Below are 20,655 nucleotides of genomic sequence, written 5' to 3'. Positions count from 1 at the left end.
AAGTATCCTAATTATCCGAAGAGGTGATAATTAAACCGTCAGCTATTGTGACGCCATGCCCTTCTTCGTGCACAATTACCGGATTAAGATCAATTTCTGCAATAATGTCAGAAAAGTCGGAACCGAAGTGGCTCAATTTGACCATTAATTCGGCGAGCGCAATTTTATCAGAAGCCAACCGACCTCGCACGCCGTCTAGGATTGCGCTGCCCTTGAGTTGCGAAAGTGCTCTAAGCGCTTCATTTATCGAAATTGGCGTCGGTAAAATAACTCTATCTCGGAGCACTTCAACAAAAAGACCCCCTAGCCCAACCAACATCATCATTCCGAAAACGTCATCGTGTTTAAGGCCTAAGATGAACTCGACTCCATCGTTTGCCATCGGTCTTACAAGAACCCCATCCAGATCTGCACGTGGGCAATGTTGCTTGGCAGATGCGAGGATTTTACAAAAAGCATCCTCAATTTCGTTTTTTGTTTCAAGGTTTAAGATAACTCCACCCACATCCGACTTATGTGGGATGTTGGGTGACTGCAATTTCAATGCAACGGGCCCTGAGATTCCTTCGGCAATTGCAACAGCATCTTCAGTGGACTTTGCTAAACCTCCACCTCCGAGGTCTATGTCATAATGGCCTAGTATTTTACCGGTTTTGTACTCTGTCAAGACTCCACATTGATCAGCGCATGCTTTTCGAACGGCGTGCTCCCGAGCAGCGTCTGAAGTCCGGATGTCTGGAACCGCGAGGAATGCCTCCCGCAAAATCTTATAGTCTGCCATCTCTCTGACAGTTCTTGCACAGTTCGGCATATTCGTAAAAAAGGGATAGCCTGCTTTATTAAACATTATGGTGGACTCGGAAGACGGCAGTGTATAAGAGCACACCATAATTGGTTTTTTTGCCTCCTGTGCTACTCTTGCCAAATCATCGCCTTCACTTGAGAAAGAATGGGCATGCCGAGCTGAAGTGACGATGATTATAGAATCAACTTCTGGAGACTGTGAAACCCACTCTCCTAAAACACTGTAGCCGATTTTACGAATAGACCCCGCAGTTGCATCTACTGGATTTTGTGAGGTGGCGTAATGAGGTAAATGGGAGTCAATTCGATTACGCGTTGCATCATCGAGTAACGGAACTTCAAGGCCTATAGCGGTGCATGTCTCCGCCATCCAACCAGCCGATCCGCCAGACCCGGAACAAATACCTACTCTTTTGCCTAGCGGTAGACGATTGCCAAAATGAGAGAACCCTGCCGCAATATCGCACATCTCTTCGCGGTCTTTGCCTTCTATAATACCGTATCGTTGGAACATCGCTTTGTAAGCATCATAAGCTCCAGTCATTGCTCCGGTGTGAGATTGGGCCGCTCGGCGGCCGGCCTCTGATTTTCCAATTTTTGTCAGTATAATTGGCTTGCCGGCGCGAAGAGCCTTCTCTGCGGTTTGTTTGAATAGATCAGGTGTTTTCACATCCTCAAGGAACAACAAGAAAGCATCAGTCTTCCCCTCATCGAGAAGGTAATCCACAAAATGAAAGGTCTCAAGCGCGGCTTCATTTCCTGTGGTAATCACGTAGCTGAAAGGAAGCTCTTTTGGGCGACCCTGATCATAGAGACCAAACCCTGAGCCACCACTCTGAGCAATGGCAGCTACAAATCCACTTTTTCGATAATCAGGGGTCAAACTGATACTAGGTTCCGCGACTGCAGGGCTAAAGGTGGGACAAAGAGATTTTAATGTGTTGGCAAAACCCTCGGAGTTCGGGCCGCTTATAGCCATGTCGAACTTAATTGCTATTTCGTTTATTTTTTTTTGGAGGTTTTTACCCTTACGGTCTCCACCTTCAGCAAAACCTGATGTTATAATTTGTGCTGCTTTTACACCAGAATTGCCGCAACGTTCCAATTCCTCCAGAATGAACTCTGCTGGAATGATTATAAGAGCAAGATCAATCTGTTCGGGCACTGATTCTACTGAACTGAAGGCCTTTAACCCTTGGACTTGCTGGGCACTTCTACTAATCGGATAAATCTTCCCTCTGTAGGGGTGACTCAGTAAAACTTCCATAGCACGTCCGCGAATAATAGACTTATCATTCGAAGCCCCAATCACAGCTACGGTTGTTGGATTGAGTAGAGCATTTATATCGGGCATCGTTCTCGCTTAACGAAGTCCTAAACCACGAGCGATGATCCCCCGCAGCACCTCAGTTGTGCCGCCCTGTATGGTGAGTTTTGGAGCAACCTGAATGCCGTAGTTCAGCAATGCGTCGAATGAGGCGCGATTGCCATCTCCTGGGGGCACGAAGGTTGCCAAGTCACGCGCTTTTGCTGGGAGCTCCTGTTCCCAAATTGTACCGAGGTCTTTTACAAGAGAACCTTGGATCGTAGGTTCTTCGCCAGCTTGCAACATACCATTAACCGAAACTGACATGCGCCTAAGTGTATGTAGTCCGGCAACCAAACGACCCAGACCCTCGGCCGCTCGAGCGTCTGGCTGTTTCCCGAGTACCTGCGCTAATTCAAATAAAACATATGATGTTTCTAGAAACCGCTCGGGGCCGCTGCGCTCGTAGGCAAGTTCACTCGTTGCTTGCTTCCAAGCTCCGTCAATCTCGCCCAAAACATATTGGTCCGGGATAAAGGTATCTTCAAAAACTACCTCATTAAATTCGTGTTGGCCACGGAGATTTACCACCGGGTTAATTTTGATATTGTTGAAGTTTTTTAAATCAACAAGGAAGTTTGTTAAGCCATGGCGACGGTTTTCTTTCGTGCACGGTGAAGTTCGAAATAATGCAATCATATAGTCTGCCAAGTGAGCGTAACTGGTCCAAATCTTACTCCCATTGATAAGCCACCCACCGTCGGTTTTGGTTGCTTTCACTCGTGCAGCAAAAAGATCTGAACCATTTGATGGCTCACTCATACCGATGCAAAAGGTACATTCTCCTGCGGCTATCCGGGGTAAAATGTCTGCTTTAATATCCTCGTCTGCTAACTTTAGGATAATAGGCCCACTCTGACGGTCTGCGGTGAAATGCCCACGTACAGGCGCATTGGCAACCCGCATTTCTTCTGTGACCACGTAACGTTCAAGGAAGGTGCGCTCATGGCCGCCATATTTTTTGGGCCATGACATTCCAATCCAGCCTTTAGCTCCAACTTTACGGCTAAATTCTTTATTAAAAATTCCTCCCATTGCATTTTCTCGTCGATCAAATGTGCCGGCTGCTTCCTCCTTGTGAAGAAAGTCGCGCACCTCATGGCGCAAATCCTGACATATTTTTGGAAGTCGAATAGGATCGAATCGTATATTCACAGACATAGCATGTTCCTCACAATCATTATTTAGCGGGCGGCGATGGTGGGCCATAACTGATCAGCCCCATTTGCCGCTACAAATTCTCCGAGGGCGACAGCCCAGACACTTTCACCACCAAAGTCATCACGCCAACTCCAAAGTCTTTGGGTGTAGCGGTGTAAAATATGTTCAGTTGTGTATCCGATAGCGCCGTGGACTTGATGCCCAATGGCTGCCCCCTTTCCTGCTGCTTCTCCAGCCCGTATTTTGGCACTTGCAATTTCAAGAAAACCTGCATCATTAAAACCGTCCCCACTATTTATCGTGTCCGCTGCAGAAGAAGCTGCTGAAACTGCTGCGGCCGCCTCTCCAGCAAGCTGGGCCAGATTATGCTGCACCGCTTGAAACTTTGATATGGGGCGCCCGAAGGCTTCTCTATCTTTTGAATATTGAACGGCAATATTGAGAATATGTTGCAGGGCTCCCCCCATTTCCGAACATCGGATCGCTGCACCCATGCGTAATAAATGATCTCGTGTGAGTTTTGTTTCCGCGCATTGGACCGGCGTTACTCGATTGAAGTCAATTGTGTCGCGAGGTTCTGAAGCATGGCTGTCATGTTGTTGAAGGATGCAGTCTTCGCGATTCACTAATGCTAAGAAGGACTGGCCATTTCTTTCCGCAAGCACAACAACTTGTGCAACATCGCGCCCAAATGGAATCTGATGGGTGATACCTGTAAGTGTATCGTTGTCATTGAGTGTGACAGTGTCGTGTTGGTTGACTGGAGCAATGCTCAACATGCCATCAGGAACATTAAGGCCTGTCTCCGATAATAGCCAACCGGCCAATAGCGTTTCGGCGATTGGCACGGGAATGGCAAACTGCCCTGCAATACGAAGTATCTCAAATCCGTCAGCTACATTAGCTCCCACACCATTAAATTGCTCCGGAACCCATGCTCGGGTTAAGCCATTTCCTTCCAACGCACTCCATAGAGTTGCCTTCCATTTTTCGTCTTTCGAGTTATTGATAGTTTGAGGGTCGCAAAGATCGTTAAGAATTTTTGCGGTGGTATTGATGATAATATTATCCGATCCGGTCATTGCGTTGGATTTCCCTTTTTGCTACCGCCCACACAACAAGGGCGGTGCGACTGAAGACCAAAGTTATATACAAACTACATTTAACAACTTTTTCATAAATTTACGCAAATCGATATTTTTCTGCAATGGTGTGTCTTAGAATTCATGTCAGTCGTTCTGGCAGAAAAATTCTGCATCTCTGTAGATCAAAAAAAGCATCAGGAACAGACAGATATATAAAATTGTTGACAATAATGCACCATAAGCTTAGCTAGGCTAAATCCGATGAAAGTAAATTCGAAACTCAAGTTAATCAGGCCGACGTCACTGGCCAGTGTGGTGCAGGCGGAAATCGAGCGTCGCATTGTAGACGGTGAAGTTGCTCCTGGTGACCGCATAAATGAAAATTCAATGGCCGCTGAAATGGGTATTAGTCGCGGACCGATCAGGGAAGCTTGTAGCGCACTTGTTAAAGCTGGATTGCTCGAATTCATTGTTAATCGCGGTTGTTTTGTGCGCGTCGTATCAACGCATGAAGCAAGAGATCTTTATGTCTTAAGAGCCTCATTGATGAGGTTAGCGGGTCAATTGCTTGCCGCGCGCATTACCGACCAAGAGATTAAAGTGCTAAGTAAAATGGTGGAGGAAATGGCAATAGCGGCCGCTATTGAAGACTTTCAGGGGTACTATAGTGTTAACCGAACTTTTCATGATTCAATTGTTGAATTCGTCAACAATAAGCGTCTACGCGAAATATGTAACGGCCTCGACAAGGAGCTACACCTCTATCGTACTCAAAGTATTTCCCGCAGTTTGAAGGAGTCCGATCGGGAGCATAAAGAAATAATGGCAGCTCTCGCATCCCGTGACTCAGAGAAAGCTGGAGAAGCTTTAGCGTCTCATATCCATAATAGTATGGCTAGATTTTTTTCGGTCACTACCTCTGGCCGTGTGGCAACAATATCTGCAGCTGTAACAGGAGCAAAAATATGAAATTTGGCAATTTTCTTTTTCCTCAATGCCCAGACCCAGAAAGTGACGAGCGTGTCATTGACGAAACTGTAATGGAAGCGAAGCTCTGTGACGAATTGGGTATGGACTCAGTTTGGTTAGCAGAACACCACTTTGATGGTAACTGCGCATATGTGGATCCAATAAGCTTTGCTGCTGCGATTGCGGCAACTACAGAACAAATTAAAATAGGGTTTGCTGTTGCTCAGATGTCATTGCATCATCCTATACGGCTAGCTGAGCAGATTTCTATGATCGATAACCTGAGTAAAGGCCGATTAATTGTTGGTCTGGGGCGTGGCACAGCATACAATATTTATGATTATCTAGGGTTTGGGATAGATCCTGATGAAGCCTATGAGCGCTTGTTGGAGGCAGAAGAAATCATGGTCAAGGCCTGGACAACTGAAGATTTTAGTTTCAAAGGAAAATATTGGGATATTTGGTTGCCCGCACTTAGACCGAGGGTTTATTCTAAGCCTCATCCTTTCATGATACGTGCATGTTCCGGTGAAGAGGCGATGCTAGGCCAAGCCCGTGAGGGCAAGCCTTTCCTCATGAATGTACAATCTGTCGATGTTATCCAGCAGCGCATGGATCTTTACAGATCAACCATGGCGGAGGCAGGTTATGATGATGCCCGTATACAAACTTGCGTTGATCAAACGTGGATTTGGAAAAATATTTTCGTTGCCGATACAGATGAGGAAGCCGAGCGAATTGGCCTTCCTCTATTTGAAGGACAGCGCGATCACCGTATGGCTATGCGGAAAGAGGTATATGAGGCTCGTGGCCTAACTCTCGATAAAAGCATGGAAACAGGTGCAGCACCCAAAAAGGCTGCTGCCCGTAATGTTACTAAACACAGTTTACTTTGTGGTTCGCCGGCCACAGTAGCAGAGCAAGTCGCAGAAATTGATGCTGTCGGTGTTGGGGGCCTTATTCTGCAGTTCCGTTTGGGGGCAGCGTCACATGATGTTGTTGAGAATAGCATTCGACTATTCATGGATAAGGTTGCTCCTGAAATAGGACAAAAAAAGGCGGCCTAATAATGGTTGATCTTGGTGCGAAAGGTGCCGGAGAAAGGTTCGACCCAATAACACTTGAAATATTTTGGAGTAGGCTCATTTCAATTGCAGATGAGTCCGCGGCAGCCTTACTTAGAACATCTTTTTCAACCATCGTTCGAGAATCAAATGACTTTGGCACCGTTTTGATGGACGCCAATGGCGATTCACTCAGCGAAAATACGGGGGGTATACCGTCTTTCGCTGGAATTCTTCCTGTAACACTTAAACATTTCCTTGCCAAATTTCCCCAGGCAACATGGAAACCCGGAGATTGTGTGATAACCAATGACCCTTGGTTGGCCACTGGTCACTTGCCCGATATTACAATGGTAATGCCAGTCTTTTGGAATGGTCAGTTGGTTGGTTTCTCGGGTTCAATTGCTCATTCTCCTGATATTGGAGGTTCGTTATGGTCTGCAGATTGTCGCGAACTTTTCGAAGAGGGTCTTTGTATCCCACCACTTAAGTTTTTGAAAGAAGGAGAGCTTAATAAGGACGTTGAAGAGATGATTGTTTGCAACGTGCGGCTGCCCGAGCAAGTACTGGGCGATCTCAACGCACAGGTCACAGCGAACCAGGTCTGTGGGCGCCGTCTCATAGAATTTTTGGAGGATTCCGGACTGGATGATCTTTCCCTTCTTTCAAAATCTTTGCTTACCCGAGCAGAAACGGCTATGCGAAACGCTATTGAAGAAGTGCCGGATGGAAGCTACCACGCTTCCCTTGATGCGGATGGGTTTGACGAGGATGAAACTCACATCGAGTGCGCAGTTACTGTGAAGGGCTCTAGTATCGAGATTGATTACAGCGGAACATCAAAACAAATCAATCGCGGCCTCAACACAGTTATGAATTACACACACGCATATTCTGCATATCCAATCAAATGTGCACTTGACCCACTCACGCCTAGAAATGAGGGATCATACCGTCCAATTAGCGTTGTGGCTCCAGAGGGATCGATTCTAAACCCTACTCGTCCTGCACCATGTAATGCTCGCCAACTTACCGGCCATATGTTGGCCGGAGTGATTTACGCAGCATTGGCACAAGCTGTTCCATCCAAAGTTATTGCGGACAGTGGCAGCGCACCGAGTATGCGTGCAATTTTTAGTGGTCTGAACCCGAAGGGTAATAGGTTCACACAAATTTTATTTGCTAGCGGCGGGATGGGCGCACGTCCAACAAAAGATGGAATTTCAACAATTGCATTTCCAACAAATGCAGGTGCTGGCAGTATTGAGGCGTTTGAAAGTGTGGCTCCCTTGATTGTTTGGCAGAAAGAGTTTCGTGCAGACTCAGGAGGTGCTGGCACGTATCGTGGTGGTTTGGGGCAAGTGTGTGAAATAGAATCGCGCGCACTCGAGCCATTGCAGCTCTCTTTATTATCAGATCGATGGCGCCATCCAGCAGTCGGCATTTTGGGTGGGCTGGAGGGGGCAAAAAGCCATATAAGCTTTAGTGATGGAACGGTACCTCATCAAAAATCACGCACAGTAATAGAGCCGGGCATAAGACTAAAAATGATATACGCTGGCGGTGGAGGCTACGGAGATCCCACGCAACGTGAACGTGGACGAGTGTGTGAAGACGTAAAAAATGGTTATGTCACTGCTGCGGCAGCTAGGCGTCTTTATGGGGAAGGCGGATGAAAAAACGCATTCGCATCGGTGTTGATGTTGGGGGCACCTTTACTGATTTCGTTCTTGTTGATGAGGAACGCGATCAGATTTTTACAGGCAAGCAGTTGACCACACCTTCAGATCCTAGCGCTGCAATCCTAGATGGTGTGGGCCGTCTGCTATCAGACGCAGGAGTGTCTCCAGCGGCCGTAGACAATATCGTGCATGGAACTACCTTAATCACAAATACGATTATTGAGCGGACCGGTGCAAAAGTTGGGTTGGTAAGTACCCTTGGGCATCGTGACACTCTCGAAATGGCCAAAGAGATCCGTTACGACCTGTATGATCTGTTCATTGAGTCACCACCTTCGCTAGTGCCAAGGTTTCTCCGGGAGAGTGTTGCGGAACGTATTTCGGCAGATGGAGAAATTCTGCTTGAGTTTGATGAAGAGGGATTTAAGAATTCCTTGAGAAAACTTGTGCAGGAAGAAAACATAGAGGCATTAGCTATTTGCCTCATGCACTCGTATCGCAATCCAGTCCATGAGCGGTTAGCAAAGAAGATTGTCAGTAAACTGTACAAAGATTTGCCTATCACACTTTCGTCCGATGTGGCGCCGGAGATTCGTGAATTTGAGCGGGCGAGTACTGCGTGTGCTAACGCATATGTACAACCGTTAATGCAGAGTTACCTAAAGAAGCTTGAGAAGAGATTAAATGCGCTAGGACATGATGGCACCCTCTATATCATGTTGTCTGGGGGAGGGATTACTACAGTAAGGGATGCTGAGGCATACCCCATTCGGTTGATTGAATCAGGTCCTGCTGCAGGTGCAATGGCAGCATCGTATTACAGTACACTAACAGATACTAAGAATCTGATATCGTATGATATGGGTGGTACCACTGCCAAAATGTGCCTCATTGATAACAACAGGCCTGACCGAAAATATGACTTTGAGGCCGGCCGAGTTCGTCGTTTTGCTAAAGGGTCGGGTTTACCACTGAAAGTGTCAGTGGTGGATATGATTGAAATTGGTGCAGGAGGGGGTAGTTTGGCATCTGTAGATCAGATGGGATTACTGAAGGTAGGGCCACGTAGTGCCGGTTCCCAGCCAGGTCCAGTTTGTTATGGGCTAGGTGGCAAAGATCCTGCAGTGACTGATGCGGATTTATACTTAGGCTATTTAAATCCGGACTATTTTTTGGGTGGTCAGATGACACTCAATTTGGAGAGAGTAGAAAAATCAATAGAAGAAACATTAGCAAAGCCGTTAGGACTAACTGTTTTGGAGGCGGCTGTTGGTATTCATAATGTTGTAAATGAAAATATGGCTGCCGCAACACGAATGCACCTTGCTGAAAAAGGCCGTGACCCACGTAAATACGATATGATCGCATTCGGTGGTGCCGGACCTGTTCACGCTTGCCATATGGCGCGTTTGCTCAAATTAGATAATGTTATTGTGCCATTGGGGGCGGGCGTTACGTCCGCTTTAGGGTTTTTAGTAGCTGCACCCGCTGTTGATTATGTTCGCAGCTACGTAGCGCGATTAGAACAAATAAACTGGGAATATTTAAATCAGTTGTTCTGCGATATGGAGGATGAGGCGAGGTCACTCCTAATAGAAGCTGGCGCAGCTAACGAAGATATTACGTTCGAACGTAACGCCGACATGCGGCATGTGGGGCAAGGTTTTGAAATTCCAGTTCCAGTTCCAGACGGTAAATTATCTGGGTCACATATCGACGAATTGCGTCTTAATTTTTTTGATAGTTATAGGAACCTTTTTGAGCGAACTGTCACCGATATTGCGATCGAAACTATGAGTTGGAGGCTTGCGGCGACTGCGTCAATACCAAAAATTGCTCTCAACTTTAAGGGGCAGAAAGGGTCCGTGGATAACAAACTAAAGGGCCAGCGGTCAGTTTTCTTCTCTGAAACGGGTTTTGCTCCTTGTAACGTTTATAATCGGTATGCTTTTTTTGAAGGGGATACTGTAGAGGGGCCTGCGATTATTGAAGAGCGAGAGTCCACGACTGTTATGCCGCCTGGAACACGAGCTAGAATTGATGAGAGTTTAAATTTACGGATAGAGTTAAATGCTTGAAGTTAAGCGCCATTTAATTCATGAAATAGCAAAATTCAAAATAGTTTGGAGCGTTAAAAGAGCTCAAAGAAAATATGGTGGCGCCCATGCAAAGCCTGGATGAAGGTGCATTGAATTTATTATTTTACGGGGCCCGAACGGCCCGAAATTGGCAAAAAAAAGAGGTCGCCAAAGAGGTTTTATATAAACTGCACAGCCTTTTCGTAATGGGGCCAACCTCAAATAATGCACAACCGGCGCGAGTACTTTACATTAAAAGTAAAGAAGCCAAGTCTCGCCTCTGGCCTTGCCTCTCAAAAGGAAATTTGGAAAAAAGTATGGCTGCTCCTGTAACTGCAATTATCGGATATGACCTTAAATTTTATACCAAATTAGATGAACTATCAGGTTTACCGGGGAGCGGTGCCCGGTTTGTAAAAAATCCATCCACAGTGGAGCCTTTCGCATTTCGTAATTGTTCACTACAAGGAGGGTATTTCATCATAGCAGCTCGCGCCCTTGGTCTAGATGTGGGACCAATGTCAGGGTTTGATAACTTGGCGGTTGATAGTGAATTTTTTGCTGGAACAAACATTAAATCTAATTTTCTTTGTAACATTGGATTTGGGGATTTTACCAAAACCCAGCCTCGGCCGCGTCGAGTAAGTTTCGAGGAAATATCGGACGTCATTTGAGGATCGATATTTTTGGAGGCTTGCGTTGGTGTCTGAGCTTCATTAGCGTAGAGAATCATCAAGAAAATTTGTTTTAGGGAGTAATTTAAAATGCACTGGACTAAACGCCGCGAAAAATTTCGCGCTTACCTTGAGGGAGATAAATGTTATCACCCTGGTTCTGTTTATGATGCCATTTCTGCGCGTATGGCTGAAGACATAGGATTTGAAGTTGGCATGTTTGCTGGCTCGGTAGGGTCATTATCGGTTTTAGGGTTGCCGGATGATATAGTCCTCACACTGAGTGAATTTGCCGGCCAGGCTTATCGTATAAATCGCGCAGGGCAACTGCCTCTTATAGTTGATGCAGATCACGGTTATGGGAATGCGCTTAATGTTAAACGCACTGTGGAAGAGCTCGAAACGGCCGGAGTTGCCATGCTTACTATTGAGGATACAGAGCTTCCTAAAGCTTTTGGCACAGTAGGAACTACGAAACTAATTTCTGTTGAGGAGGGTGTCGGCAAAATGAGGGCTGCCTTAGAGGGAAGGCAAGATCCGTTGTTGGTCGTTGCAGGACGCTCTAGTGCTGCCGGTGTAAATGGCATTGAAGACGCGATCAAACGCACCAAGGCCTATGAGGAAGCGGGTGTTGATTGTATGTTTCTCGCTGGAATTGAGACGCGAAGCGAGGTAGAAGCCATTTCAGCGGAAGTAAGCATACCGCTTATGCTTGGCAGTACGCCAGACGAAATACGTGATCTAGAATTTTTGGGAAGTCAAAGAGTACGCTTTGCTCTTCAGGGCCATAAACCAATCATGGCATCCATTAAGGCGACCTTTGAGACACTTAAACAGCTTAGAAACGGTGTTGATCCAAAGGATTTAGATGGAGCGTCGGCTGAACTCTTAGCCAAATTTACTTGTGCAGACAATTTCAAGCGCTTGAAAAAAGAGTATCTCGGTTAGGTTTTAAGCATCCTCCACGCTGCGTTCGATACTTGTTTTAAGTTAGGATGGGGAGACACCTAGACGGCATTTCGTGCCTTCTCTCCGAGGTTCACGTATTATCTTCATGCAAAGTGGTTAATTGACAGTCGCTAGTGATTGATCGCCTTATACCTTCGCAGCATGGGTGGTAGATTTCTGCAACTGATGTTTATTCGTCTATTTTGCCATATAGCTATAAGCAAGAAAAAACGCTCTTCGGAAGGCTAGTATGAAAAAAGATGTTGCAAACGACGATAGTGACAGATTACCCCAACTTATTTTTTCGATGGTGAGCCGGGGGCTGCTTTTATTTCCAAGTCATTTGATGAGAAATCGGCCCTCAAATAAAAGTAAAAGCGAACAACAAATGTTTTAATTAACTGCCACTATCTGGTAAAAAACGCACGTTCTAAGGATACATTTCCTAAAATAACTGGGTACTACTGGCACTATGAGCAAATTTATTTTCGTGTAAATGCAAGGCAATTAAACCTTTATGTGATTTTTGCTAACACCAGGTAATGGCACGGCCGTAGGATAAAAGGGGCTAAAAGATAACTTCGACTAACGAGGGTCCATCTACATCTATTGCACGTTCAAAAGCCTGACAAAGGTCTTGAGAATCCTCCACCCTTGTGGCTTCAACACCTAAACTGTGGGCAAACCCAACCCAATCGATCACGGGTCGGTTAAGACTTAGCATACCAGTAGCAGTAGGGCCTGGTGTGCCTGCGCCAACACCGGCCAGTTCACCGACTAGGATATTGTAAGAGCGGTTAGCAAAAATCAGAGTTGTTATATCCAGTCCCTCTCGTGCTTGGGTCCACAGGGCTTGGGGGCAGTACATGCCGCTTCCGTCGCTTTCAAGACAAATAACTTTTCGATCAGGACAAGCAACCGCGGCGCCTATGGCCATAGGCAAACCTAATCCAATTGAGCCCCCACAATTTTGAAGCCAGTCATGTGGGTGTGCCCCAGAGGTGTAAGGGAAAAAATTTCGCCCCGTAGTGATACTTTCATCCACAACAATAGCATTTTCAGGCAGTAGTGCACCTATTGCGGCTGCAATGGTGTCAATGGTTATTGGACCCCTTGGTTTTTGTGGCTTATCAAGACATTGTAATTCCGGTTGTACATGATCGGCATCCAGTGCATTGGCAAGCGCCACGAGTGCCCCCAAACAATCTTGTCCAGGGGATGCTAAAGTTTCTATTTGGCAGTTTTCAGGGGTTAGTTGGCTAGGCAAGTGGGGGTAGGCAAAGAAGCCGACAGGTTCAGAGGCTCCCACGAGCAGGACTTGACTAAAAATGCTTAAAGTTTCGAGCGCTTGGGGTACTGGGTATGGGATGCGATCTACCGACAGTCGGCCAGCTCCTCGTTGTATTCTTGCATTCATGCCTTCGGCCATCACGCTTACCCCAGTCTTCGCTTTAATTTTTGCAACTGTTTGTAGCGGGGCCTCTCTCAATGCATCGGCTCCAAGTAGAATAAGTGTTCTATGATCCCCACCGATAAATTTTGCGGCATTCTCTATTACGGCATCCTCTACTTGTTCTGGTGCAGAAATTTTTGGGAGTATGCCGACGACGCCATCTCCATTCCAGGCGGTGTCGGCCGGTAAAATCAAAGTGGCAACCTGCCCTGGTGGCGCGCTCGCAGCTGCAATTGCTTCAGCGCCGTCCGGTCCGACTGTTCTAGATGTGGTTGCAGCTTTAACCCAAGCTGAGACTGGTTTGGCCAACCCCACAATATCAGAGGTAAGAGGCGCATTGTGCTTGAGGTGGTGTATTGCGTGGTCGCCTACTATGTTAACAACCGAGGAACGGGCCTTTTTCGCATTATGAAGGTTCGCAATTCCATTGGCGAGACCTGGCCCAAGATGAAGCAAGGTAGCTGCCGGTTTTTCAGCCATGCGCGCGTATCCGTCAGCGGCACCTGTAGCAACACCTTCAAAGAGGCATAAGACGCATCGCATGCCTTCTATTTTATCAAGCGCAGCCACGTAATGCATTTCGGAAGTGCCAGGGTTGGCGAAAGACACATCGACACCACCGCGCAGCAATGTTGAAACAAGACTCTCGGCTCCGTTCATAGGTACCACCTTCATTGGGTTAAAGAAAACTGAGGCTAAGCTTCACGCCTCAATATAGGCTATTTAGGCAAGCCAAAACAGCTTTTGGTAAGAGGTGCTTGCAAGCATAGTTTAAGTGTCCACTGTGCAAGGAACACTTATTTTGCGGTGCAGAAGAGTTAATTTTATAAGATTAACGAAATTATGGACCTTACGGAAACTACGTCAGCGCTTCTTGGTTTTTTTGAAGCAGTGTGACAAATACTTCATCGTGTCCCAACAATCACGCCATTTCCTGCGCTACGAAAACGGTTTTCCAGACGCCACATAATATTTCCGCGGCAAAATTTGTTTTGTATGCAGTTCTAGTTAAAAACTATCAAAACAGGAACGATGTACGGCTTTTAAATGACGTGAACCTAGCATCTTAAAACAGATTGTTTGGGAGGGTGCAGGATTTTGCAGACAAACAGGGAATGAGGTTGTCAGTATTTAGGATGTTCAACGATGAGAAGATCAGCAACCACGCTTTCGAGTGCGACGACAGCGTCTTTAATCTCGCCACCGAACTTATTTCGTTTTGACACGTGTCTCAAGTGGTCGGCAATTATTTGGAGTGAAGCTGCTGAAGTCTTTATAGTCCTATTTTTAGGCATGTATTTATTCCTTGTTAGAGCGATATGAAAACTAAATTTTTAGGTGCGGCCTACGGATGGTGATGCTCTATGAAACGTTCAATTTTTTGCATGACCCACCTGTGCCTTTTTTCTGCCTCGTGATCGCCACGTTTCTGTGCCATTCCCGCTTCCCAATTAACGGAAGAATAAAATCCTATTAATTCATCCTCAGACATCTTACGTCCCATCCCCTGTGCCTCCAAAAATGTGCTGGCTACACCTTGGTTGCCAGCAGTTAATCTGACATGCTTCGATCAGGATTTTATGACCTGATCGGGAGCGGGTCAGGTGACTGCTTAGAAAAAATTAGACCAGTAACACTGAACCCAAGCGCGAATAACAAATGAAAAATCAGTAATTCGCCGAAGTACATCCAAACTCCGACCATGAGGCAAAAAAGCATTGTCCACATAACGCTTAACCATGCCATCAACTGAAAACGCTGCGCAGGAGGGAGCTTCCAGAGCGGGTTATATTGGTCATTCATCAAAGCATTGTATGAAGACACTAATTTCATATTAATTATACGCATCATAACCTATAAACGTTTTACATCAGGATTTAGATCACTCTCCCCAGTTAGGTTAAGTAATTTTGACGGAAAGGCGATACCGAAGAGATGCGGTTTCGTATAAAAGCCCTTATATAAAGGGTACATATTACTCAGCCGCTTGAGGTTGACTGAAATGATGTTGGGTCAACTCTTGAACGCAAATGTGGCGTTTTTACAAAAACTGAAGAACCTGATGAATAACAATTTATCACTCAACATTTTGTATAAAATTACCCACCATTTTGAGATTCTTATAAACACTTACTGTGTGCATAACAATTTTGTGAGGTTAGCATTCAAAAAGGTTGGTTTAGGGTTTGGGTGTTTGCACGATTTTCTGCTACACCTTTAGGCTCATATTGGACAATTATTAGCACTCCGAATGAATGTCGCGACTTAATCAAATCCATGCTTTAAATAGGCGCCTTTTACGCGCTCGATTTTTAGCAGAGCCCTTACTAGCCGTTATGGGAGAGGATGACTGGTCTAGCACTCCCATATCCAAATCAGCAAAACTCAGAAGCCAAAACGGCACCTTTATTTACATCGATGTGCCAATTAGTTGGCTAGAATTACTGATAAAAATTGATGATCAACTCATACGGTCCGGCACCAAGTTCAAGACTGATATTGTTTCAATCTCAATAAGTGAAAATATTATACAATATGAAATCGGAGCAATATCGCCGCGGCACATGGACATAGCGCCACCTCATCTGGCGGCGAATGATACTACGTGAGGTGAAGCATTAGCAGTGGCAATGGTTGGAAACAAATCACAGGTAACAGTGCGTAGATTAATATACGGGCTCGGCGTCGCAGGGCTGGTACCATTTTGTTTGTTAGGACTTTTCCCGAACTTTGCAAAAATATCGTTTGAACCTTTATCGGGACTTGTAGTTTACGGAGCTCTAATTCTGTCGTTCCTTGGTGGGGCCGTTTGGGGGTTATCACTTCACTCGGTCGAAACATTTCCACGAAAATACCCTTTCCTAATCATTGCAGTAGCGCCGTCTCTTCTCGGTTGGGTATGTGTGTTTTTACCCATAAGATATGGGGTTTTCGCTTTAATTTGTTTTTTCACGTTGATGCTATTAATAGATTTTGCTCTTTATCGTGTCGGTCAAATTGAGAGCTGGTATATAAAATTTCGCCTTTACCTAACAATTGCTGTTATTAGCATTCTCGCAACTGCTACTTTTGGTTGATCTGATCTCCATTAATGACCACACTTTGCTGTGATAGTTGTGAGCCGGTATCTTTATGAATGATTATGCTCCATTGAAATCACTATGTTATCTATATGGTTTTTTGCTGGTGTTTCTTTTGGCAGGGTGTAATCAGATCCCTGTCGGTTTAGAGGCCGTCACGCCCTTCGATGTTCAGCGTTACAAAGGTCACTGGTATGAAGTTATGCGACTTGACAACAGGTTTGAGCGCGGCCTCAGCCATGTGACAGCAACTTACGACTTGCGCAACGACGGGACGGTAAGCGTGTTAAACCGCGGTTTTAATAGTGCCAATTGTGAATGGGAGGAAGCCAGGGGAGTCGCTGTTTTTCAGGAAAAAAAAACTGTTGGTAGCCTTTCAGTTTCCTTCTTTTGGCCTTTTAGTGGTGGCTATCACGTCATTGGTCTTGACCGTAAGAACTACCACTTTGCTCTTGTTTCGGGGTCATCCCGAAACTACTTATGGATCCTTTCTAGGGAACCAATTTTGGCAGCGGGTATACGACAAAAGCTTATCGAGAAAGCGCGGAAACTTGGGTTCCCTGTCAGTGAGTTGGTCATGGTGGAGCATGGCGATCGACAGTGTAAAAACCGCTCAGGGCCCAAGGCTTAGTTACCTTCGATTAGTACCTCGGGCCAGGCCCTCAATGCACGCCTTGATCTACGCTGCAAGTAATGACGTATAAATTAATAATGCGTGTGACTACCGGTTGGAGAAAAAAATGATACAAACTGAAGTTAACAAAAACCCTGCAGTCACTCTCTTTTATGATGGTGGATGTCCGATGTGTGATGCTGAGATAACGTTATATAAAAAAATGGATAAAAGTCAGTGTATGCATTTCATTGATATCACGGATCCATCTGCTGATATGCCGCCCGATTTGGACAAAAAAACCGCCTTGTCTCGGTTCCATGTTCTTACCCGGGATAAAAGACTGTTATCTGGTGTACTAGCCTTCTCGGAAGTTTGGAAGCAGTTGCCGCGTTGGCGGTGGGCGGGTTCTGTTGCTTCGCAGCCTGTTATCCGGGAAATTCTTGAAGTGGGATACAAGGTTTTTTTGAAATATGTTCGGCCATTTATGGCTTATTTCATAAGGGGTCTCCGTAAAGGTGTTAATTCCACAAGCACCTCTCGTTAAAACACATAATTAATTCCGGCAGGTACCTCTGTCGAAATAAAGGTTTTTGGAACTAGAAAAGGTTTGCTCTAACAATGGCCACAGTACTATGGTTTCGTCAGGATTTGAGACTAAGCGACAATTCAGCTCTCGACGCCGCCATTTCTCGGGGCGGTCCAATCGTACCACTTTTCATTTTCGATCATTCAGGAAAGCATGAATGGTCGCTAGGCGGTGCCTCGCGTTGGTGGCTTCATCATTCTCTTAAACGGCTTTCTGACGAGATAAAAGAACGCGGTAATAAACTCATCATAAGGTCAGGGGATACAACCTCTGTAGTGGGTGAGATTCTTAAAGAAACAGGCGCAACTTCCATCTTTTGGAACCGGTGTTACGAACCTCGGAGTATAAAAAGAGATAAAAAGCTCAAGCAATCGCTTATCAAAGAAGGCATAGATGTGCGCAGTTTCAACTCGAGTTTATTGCACGAACCTTGGGAGGTCGCTACACAAAAGGGTGACCCATATAAGGTTTTCACACCTTTTTGGAGGGCATCACGAGCACTTGGCGAGCCTTCACGCCCTTCCTGTGCACCAGCTTCTATCCCTGCGTTGGATTGGGCAATAAAAAGCTGCGATCTGAATACATTGCAGTTGTTGCCAAAGAAGGTTGACTGGGCTCACAGATTTCGGGACCGTTGGAATCCGGGAGAGAAAGGTGCTCTGACTCGTTTGAATGAGTTTACGGAGGGGAATACTAGTGATTATGGGGACATGCGCAACTTACCCTCAATAGCAGGAACTTCACGACTATCGCCGCACTTACATTTTGGCGAGCTAGGGCCACGCCAGGTTTGGCACGCCATCACTTCCAATACGCTTATAGACACTGATGGTGTTATGTCAAAAGGTGTTGAAACTTTCCTCTCAGAAATTGGTTGGCGGGAATTTTCATATCATTTGCTTTATTATTTTCCAGAGCTGCCCTCCACACCACTCCGAAAAGAGTTTGAGAGGTTTCCCTGGGCTGACAGTTTGTCTTCTAGAACAGCATGGGAATGCGGGAAGACGGGATACCCAATAGTAGACGCTGGTATGCGGGAGCTCTGGAGTACTGGATGGATGCACAATCGCGTCCGGATGATTGTTGCGTCTTTTCTGGTCAAAGATTTATTGATTGATTGGCGATGTGGTGCAAGATGGTTCTGGGATACACTTGTTGATGCGGATCTCGCTAGCAACTCAGCAAGCTGGCAATGGGTAGCCGGTTGTGGTGCTGACGCAGCACCTTACTTTCGAATCTTTAATCCTACTACGCAGGCGAAGAGGTTTGACGCCGACGGCAGTTACGTGCGGCAATGGTTGCCGGAGATATCGGGCCTTCCAAACAAGTTGATACACACTCCATGGCTTGCCAAACCTATTGAGCTGTCTGATGCAGGTATTTCGTTGGGTAGTAGCTACCCAAACCCAATTGTGGATCATTCAGAAGCAAGAAACCGCGCTTTAGATTCTTATAAATCGCTCAAAAGTGTGTGAGGAAGCCATTAATAGAGTTCTATTTTGAAAGAGAATTTAGATATATGATAGTGGTATCCATGCGCATGCAAAAACATTGCAGCGTAATGTCGAGGAGCCTGATTCTTAAAACCTTGAGTGTTAAAATTCGGTATGTTTAAAAGTACTGAAAGATTTTAAGCTCCGGGAGCTAAATATTAATATTACTAATCACTTGGTGCCATTATAACAAGAGATGAGCAGATCATCATTTTTGAAGGGGGCCATAGCTCTTATTATACTATCAGGTTGTAACATGGAAATTGTATCGTGACGTCAATGGAAAAGGTTTTGCTGGTTGATGATGAGGAAAAATTATTAGCCGGATTAAGCCGCCAACTCCGTGGAAAATTTGACATCGTAACTGCCAGTGGCGGTGACGCGGCCGTGGGGATGTTGAAGAGGGAAAGAAATATCGCTGTCATAGTGTGTGATATGCGTATGCCAGGGATGACTGGCGTTCAGGTGCTAAAAGAATTTAGCAAAAAATCGCCGACAACCTCGCGTATTATACTTACCGGTTTTGCCTCTCAAGAATGTGCGGTTGATTCAATTAATCAAGGACACGTCTTTAAGTTCATCAATAAGCCGTGCACAATGGAGGTGTTGGCCAGCGGCATTCAAGAGGGTCTCGAACACCATCGACTATTAATTAAGGAAAAAAATCTTCTTGAGCAGGCGTTAGCAGGTTCAGTTAAATTATTGGCTGATGTTGTTTCACTGAAAGACCAATCTGCGGCAGAAAGTTCACGAAAGTTGAGCGTTTGGGCAAATTTACTATTACCGCACATACCTGAGGCAAATAAGAGTGAACTCGATTTTTCTATAATGCTTGCACCTCTGGGGCGCATGTTTGTGCCGGCAGAGGTGTTGGTGCGTCAATCTAAGGGCGAATCGCTGTCAGAAAAAGATTTAGCAATTTTAGCTAAAGCACCTGAAATAGGTAGCAACTTGCTTCGCAATATTCCGCGAATGGAGACAATAAGTAAGACCATCTTATATCAAGATAAGAACTTTGATGGCACAGGTTTTCCAGATGACAGGACCTTTGGGGAAAATATTCCAGTTATTGCCAGATTACTACATCTATTAAATGCTCTTCTAGATCTGATTGGTGATGATGATCTTACAAACGAACACTTTGATCAATTATCACAGCAAGACGGTAAATTTGATTTAGAATTATTAGAATTAGCGCGAAAGCACTTATTTGATGGAGGGGAAACCTCTTCCGAAGAAAAAGAGATACAAGCCAAGGTTGAAGAGGTTCCAGAGCCTCAAGAGGAGGAGGACACTGGCCCCGAGACAGAAATTGTCAGAACTGCTACGCTGCGAGAAGGGAAGCAGCTTGCGACTGATCTTCTCAATACAGAGGGATCACTTGTACTCGCAGAGGGTACTATCCTTACACAGGAGCAGGTCGAGAAAATCCGTTTGATGTACGATCAAGAGAAGTTGCCCCTCCGCGTTGAAATAATTGTCCCTGGTTAGGCAAGATTAACTTTAAATGAGTCATATTTAACTCACCTCTGCTTTTCTGGAATTTATTTTGGTCTCTGCAGCGATATAGCCGTACCAGTCGGTAGAGGATCGGTA

18 protein-coding genes are annotated in these 20,655 nt (G+C 45.6%); 12 read left to right on the top strand and 6 right to left on the bottom strand.

Annotated features, from left to right (window positions below):
* Positions 1 to 7: 7 nt before the first annotated feature.
* From VX941_03295 to VX941_03285, 3 genes are read right to left on the bottom strand one after another with little or no spacing between them, the layout of a single operon-like run.
* Positions 8 to 2,158: an acetate--CoA ligase family protein gene (locus VX941_03295; GenBank protein MEE2932430.1), complete on the bottom strand. Its 2,151-nt coding sequence runs from the start codon at positions 2,156 to 2,158 to the stop codon at positions 8 to 10.
* A gap of 9 nt (positions 2,159 to 2,167) precedes the next feature.
* Positions 2,168 to 3,331: an acyl-CoA dehydrogenase family protein gene (locus VX941_03290; protein ID MEE2932429.1), complete on the bottom strand. Its 1,164-nt coding sequence runs from the start codon at positions 3,329 to 3,331 to the stop codon at positions 2,168 to 2,170.
* 23 nt (positions 3,332 to 3,354) lie between these two features.
* Positions 3,355 to 4,413, bottom strand: coding sequence for an acyl-CoA dehydrogenase family protein (locus VX941_03285; protein ID MEE2932428.1), 1,059 nt, complete (start codon positions 4,411 to 4,413; stop codon positions 3,355 to 3,357).
* Between the two features lie 264 nt (positions 4,414 to 4,677).
* On the opposite strand from VX941_03285, the gene VX941_03280 reads away from it, so the two are divergent.
* The 6 genes from VX941_03280 to VX941_03255 all read left to right on the top strand — a co-directional run bounded on the left by VX941_03280 (position 4,678) and on the right by VX941_03255 (position 11,831).
* Complete coding sequence (locus VX941_03280) at positions 4,678 to 5,385, top strand: FCD domain-containing protein (GenBank protein MEE2932427.1); 708 nt, start codon at positions 4,678 to 4,680, stop codon at positions 5,383 to 5,385.
* A complete protein-coding gene (locus tag VX941_03275) occupies positions 5,382 to 6,452 on the top strand; it encodes an LLM class flavin-dependent oxidoreductase (GenBank protein ID MEE2932426.1) in 1,071 nt (356 codons plus the stop codon). Before VX941_03280 ends, VX941_03275 begins: the two co-directional genes overlap by 4 nt.
* A 2-nt stretch (positions 6,453 to 6,454) precedes the next feature.
* The gene (locus VX941_03270; protein MEE2932425.1) at positions 6,455 to 8,125 is read left to right on the top strand and encodes a hydantoinase B/oxoprolinase family protein; all 1,671 of its coding nucleotides are present in this window, start codon (positions 6,455 to 6,457) and stop codon (positions 8,123 to 8,125) included.
* Positions 8,122 to 10,209 (top strand): hydantoinase/oxoprolinase family protein, encoded by a 2,088-nt coding sequence (locus VX941_03265; GenBank protein ID MEE2932424.1) that lies wholly within the window; start codon positions 8,122 to 8,124, stop codon positions 10,207 to 10,209. The genes VX941_03270 and VX941_03265 overlap by 4 nt, the downstream gene beginning before the upstream one ends.
* An 86-nt stretch (positions 10,210 to 10,295) precedes the next feature.
* The gene (locus VX941_03260) at positions 10,296 to 10,883 is read left to right on the top strand and encodes a malonic semialdehyde reductase (protein MEE2932423.1); all 588 of its coding nucleotides are present in this window, start codon (positions 10,296 to 10,298) and stop codon (positions 10,881 to 10,883) included.
* 90 nt (positions 10,884 to 10,973) lie between these two features.
* Positions 10,974 to 11,831 carry an isocitrate lyase/PEP mutase family protein gene (locus VX941_03255; GenBank protein ID MEE2932422.1) on the top strand — a complete coding sequence of 286 codons (858 nt, stop codon included), beginning with the start codon at positions 10,974 to 10,976 and terminating at the stop codon, positions 11,829 to 11,831.
* Positions 11,832 to 12,399: 568 nt separating this feature from the next.
* Here VX941_03255 and VX941_03250 read toward each other — a convergent pair.
* The 3 genes from VX941_03250 to VX941_03240 all read right to left on the bottom strand — a co-directional run bounded on the left by VX941_03250 (position 12,400) and on the right by VX941_03240 (position 14,788).
* Positions 12,400 to 13,944 carry an acetolactate synthase large subunit gene (locus VX941_03250; GenBank protein MEE2932421.1) on the bottom strand — a complete coding sequence of 515 codons (1,545 nt, stop codon included), beginning with the start codon at positions 13,942 to 13,944 and terminating at the stop codon, positions 12,400 to 12,402.
* Between the two features lie 464 nt (positions 13,945 to 14,408).
* Positions 14,409 to 14,579: a hypothetical protein gene (locus VX941_03245; protein ID MEE2932420.1), complete on the bottom strand. Its 171-nt coding sequence runs from the start codon at positions 14,577 to 14,579 to the stop codon at positions 14,409 to 14,411.
* A gap of 50 nt (positions 14,580 to 14,629) precedes the next feature.
* Entirely contained in the window at positions 14,630 to 14,788 is a 159-nt protein-coding gene (locus VX941_03240; GenBank protein ID MEE2932419.1) for a hypothetical protein, read from the bottom strand.
* A 751-nt stretch (positions 14,789 to 15,539) separates the two neighbouring features.
* Between VX941_03240 and VX941_03235 the strand changes: the two genes are divergently transcribed.
* The 6 genes from VX941_03235 (at position 15,540) to VX941_03210 (ending at position 20,550) form a co-directional block, all read left to right on the top strand.
* Positions 15,540 to 15,893: a hypothetical protein gene (locus VX941_03235; protein ID MEE2932418.1), complete on the top strand. Its 354-nt coding sequence runs from the start codon at positions 15,540 to 15,542 to the stop codon at positions 15,891 to 15,893.
* Positions 15,894 to 15,914: 21 nt separating this feature from the next.
* The gene (locus VX941_03230; protein MEE2932417.1) at positions 15,915 to 16,361 is read left to right on the top strand and encodes a DUF3429 domain-containing protein; all 447 of its coding nucleotides are present in this window, start codon (positions 15,915 to 15,917) and stop codon (positions 16,359 to 16,361) included.
* 55 nt (positions 16,362 to 16,416) lie between these two features.
* Positions 16,417 to 16,995: a lipocalin family protein gene (locus VX941_03225; protein ID MEE2932416.1), complete on the top strand. Its 579-nt coding sequence runs from the start codon at positions 16,417 to 16,419 to the stop codon at positions 16,993 to 16,995.
* A 109-nt stretch (positions 16,996 to 17,104) separates the two neighbouring features.
* Positions 17,105 to 17,524, top strand: coding sequence for a DUF393 domain-containing protein (locus VX941_03220; protein ID MEE2932415.1), 420 nt, complete (start codon positions 17,105 to 17,107; stop codon positions 17,522 to 17,524).
* A gap of 74 nt (positions 17,525 to 17,598) precedes the next feature.
* Positions 17,599 to 19,041, top strand: a complete 1,443-nt coding sequence (locus VX941_03215; protein MEE2932414.1) for a deoxyribodipyrimidine photo-lyase — start codon at positions 17,599 to 17,601, stop codon at positions 19,039 to 19,041.
* 297 nt (positions 19,042 to 19,338) lie between these two features.
* Positions 19,339 to 20,550, top strand: coding sequence for an HD domain-containing phosphohydrolase (locus tag VX941_03210; protein ID MEE2932413.1), 1,212 nt, complete (start codon positions 19,339 to 19,341; stop codon positions 20,548 to 20,550).
* Positions 20,551 to 20,655: the final 105 nt, after the last annotated feature.

The organism is Pseudomonadota bacterium (genome assembly GCA_036339585.1).
Lineage (GTDB): Bacteria > Pseudomonadota > Alphaproteobacteria > UBA8366 > UBA8366 > UBA8366.
The sequence above is the reverse complement of the archived record's forward strand: the minus strand, read 5'-3'. Positions and strand labels throughout refer to the sequence as shown.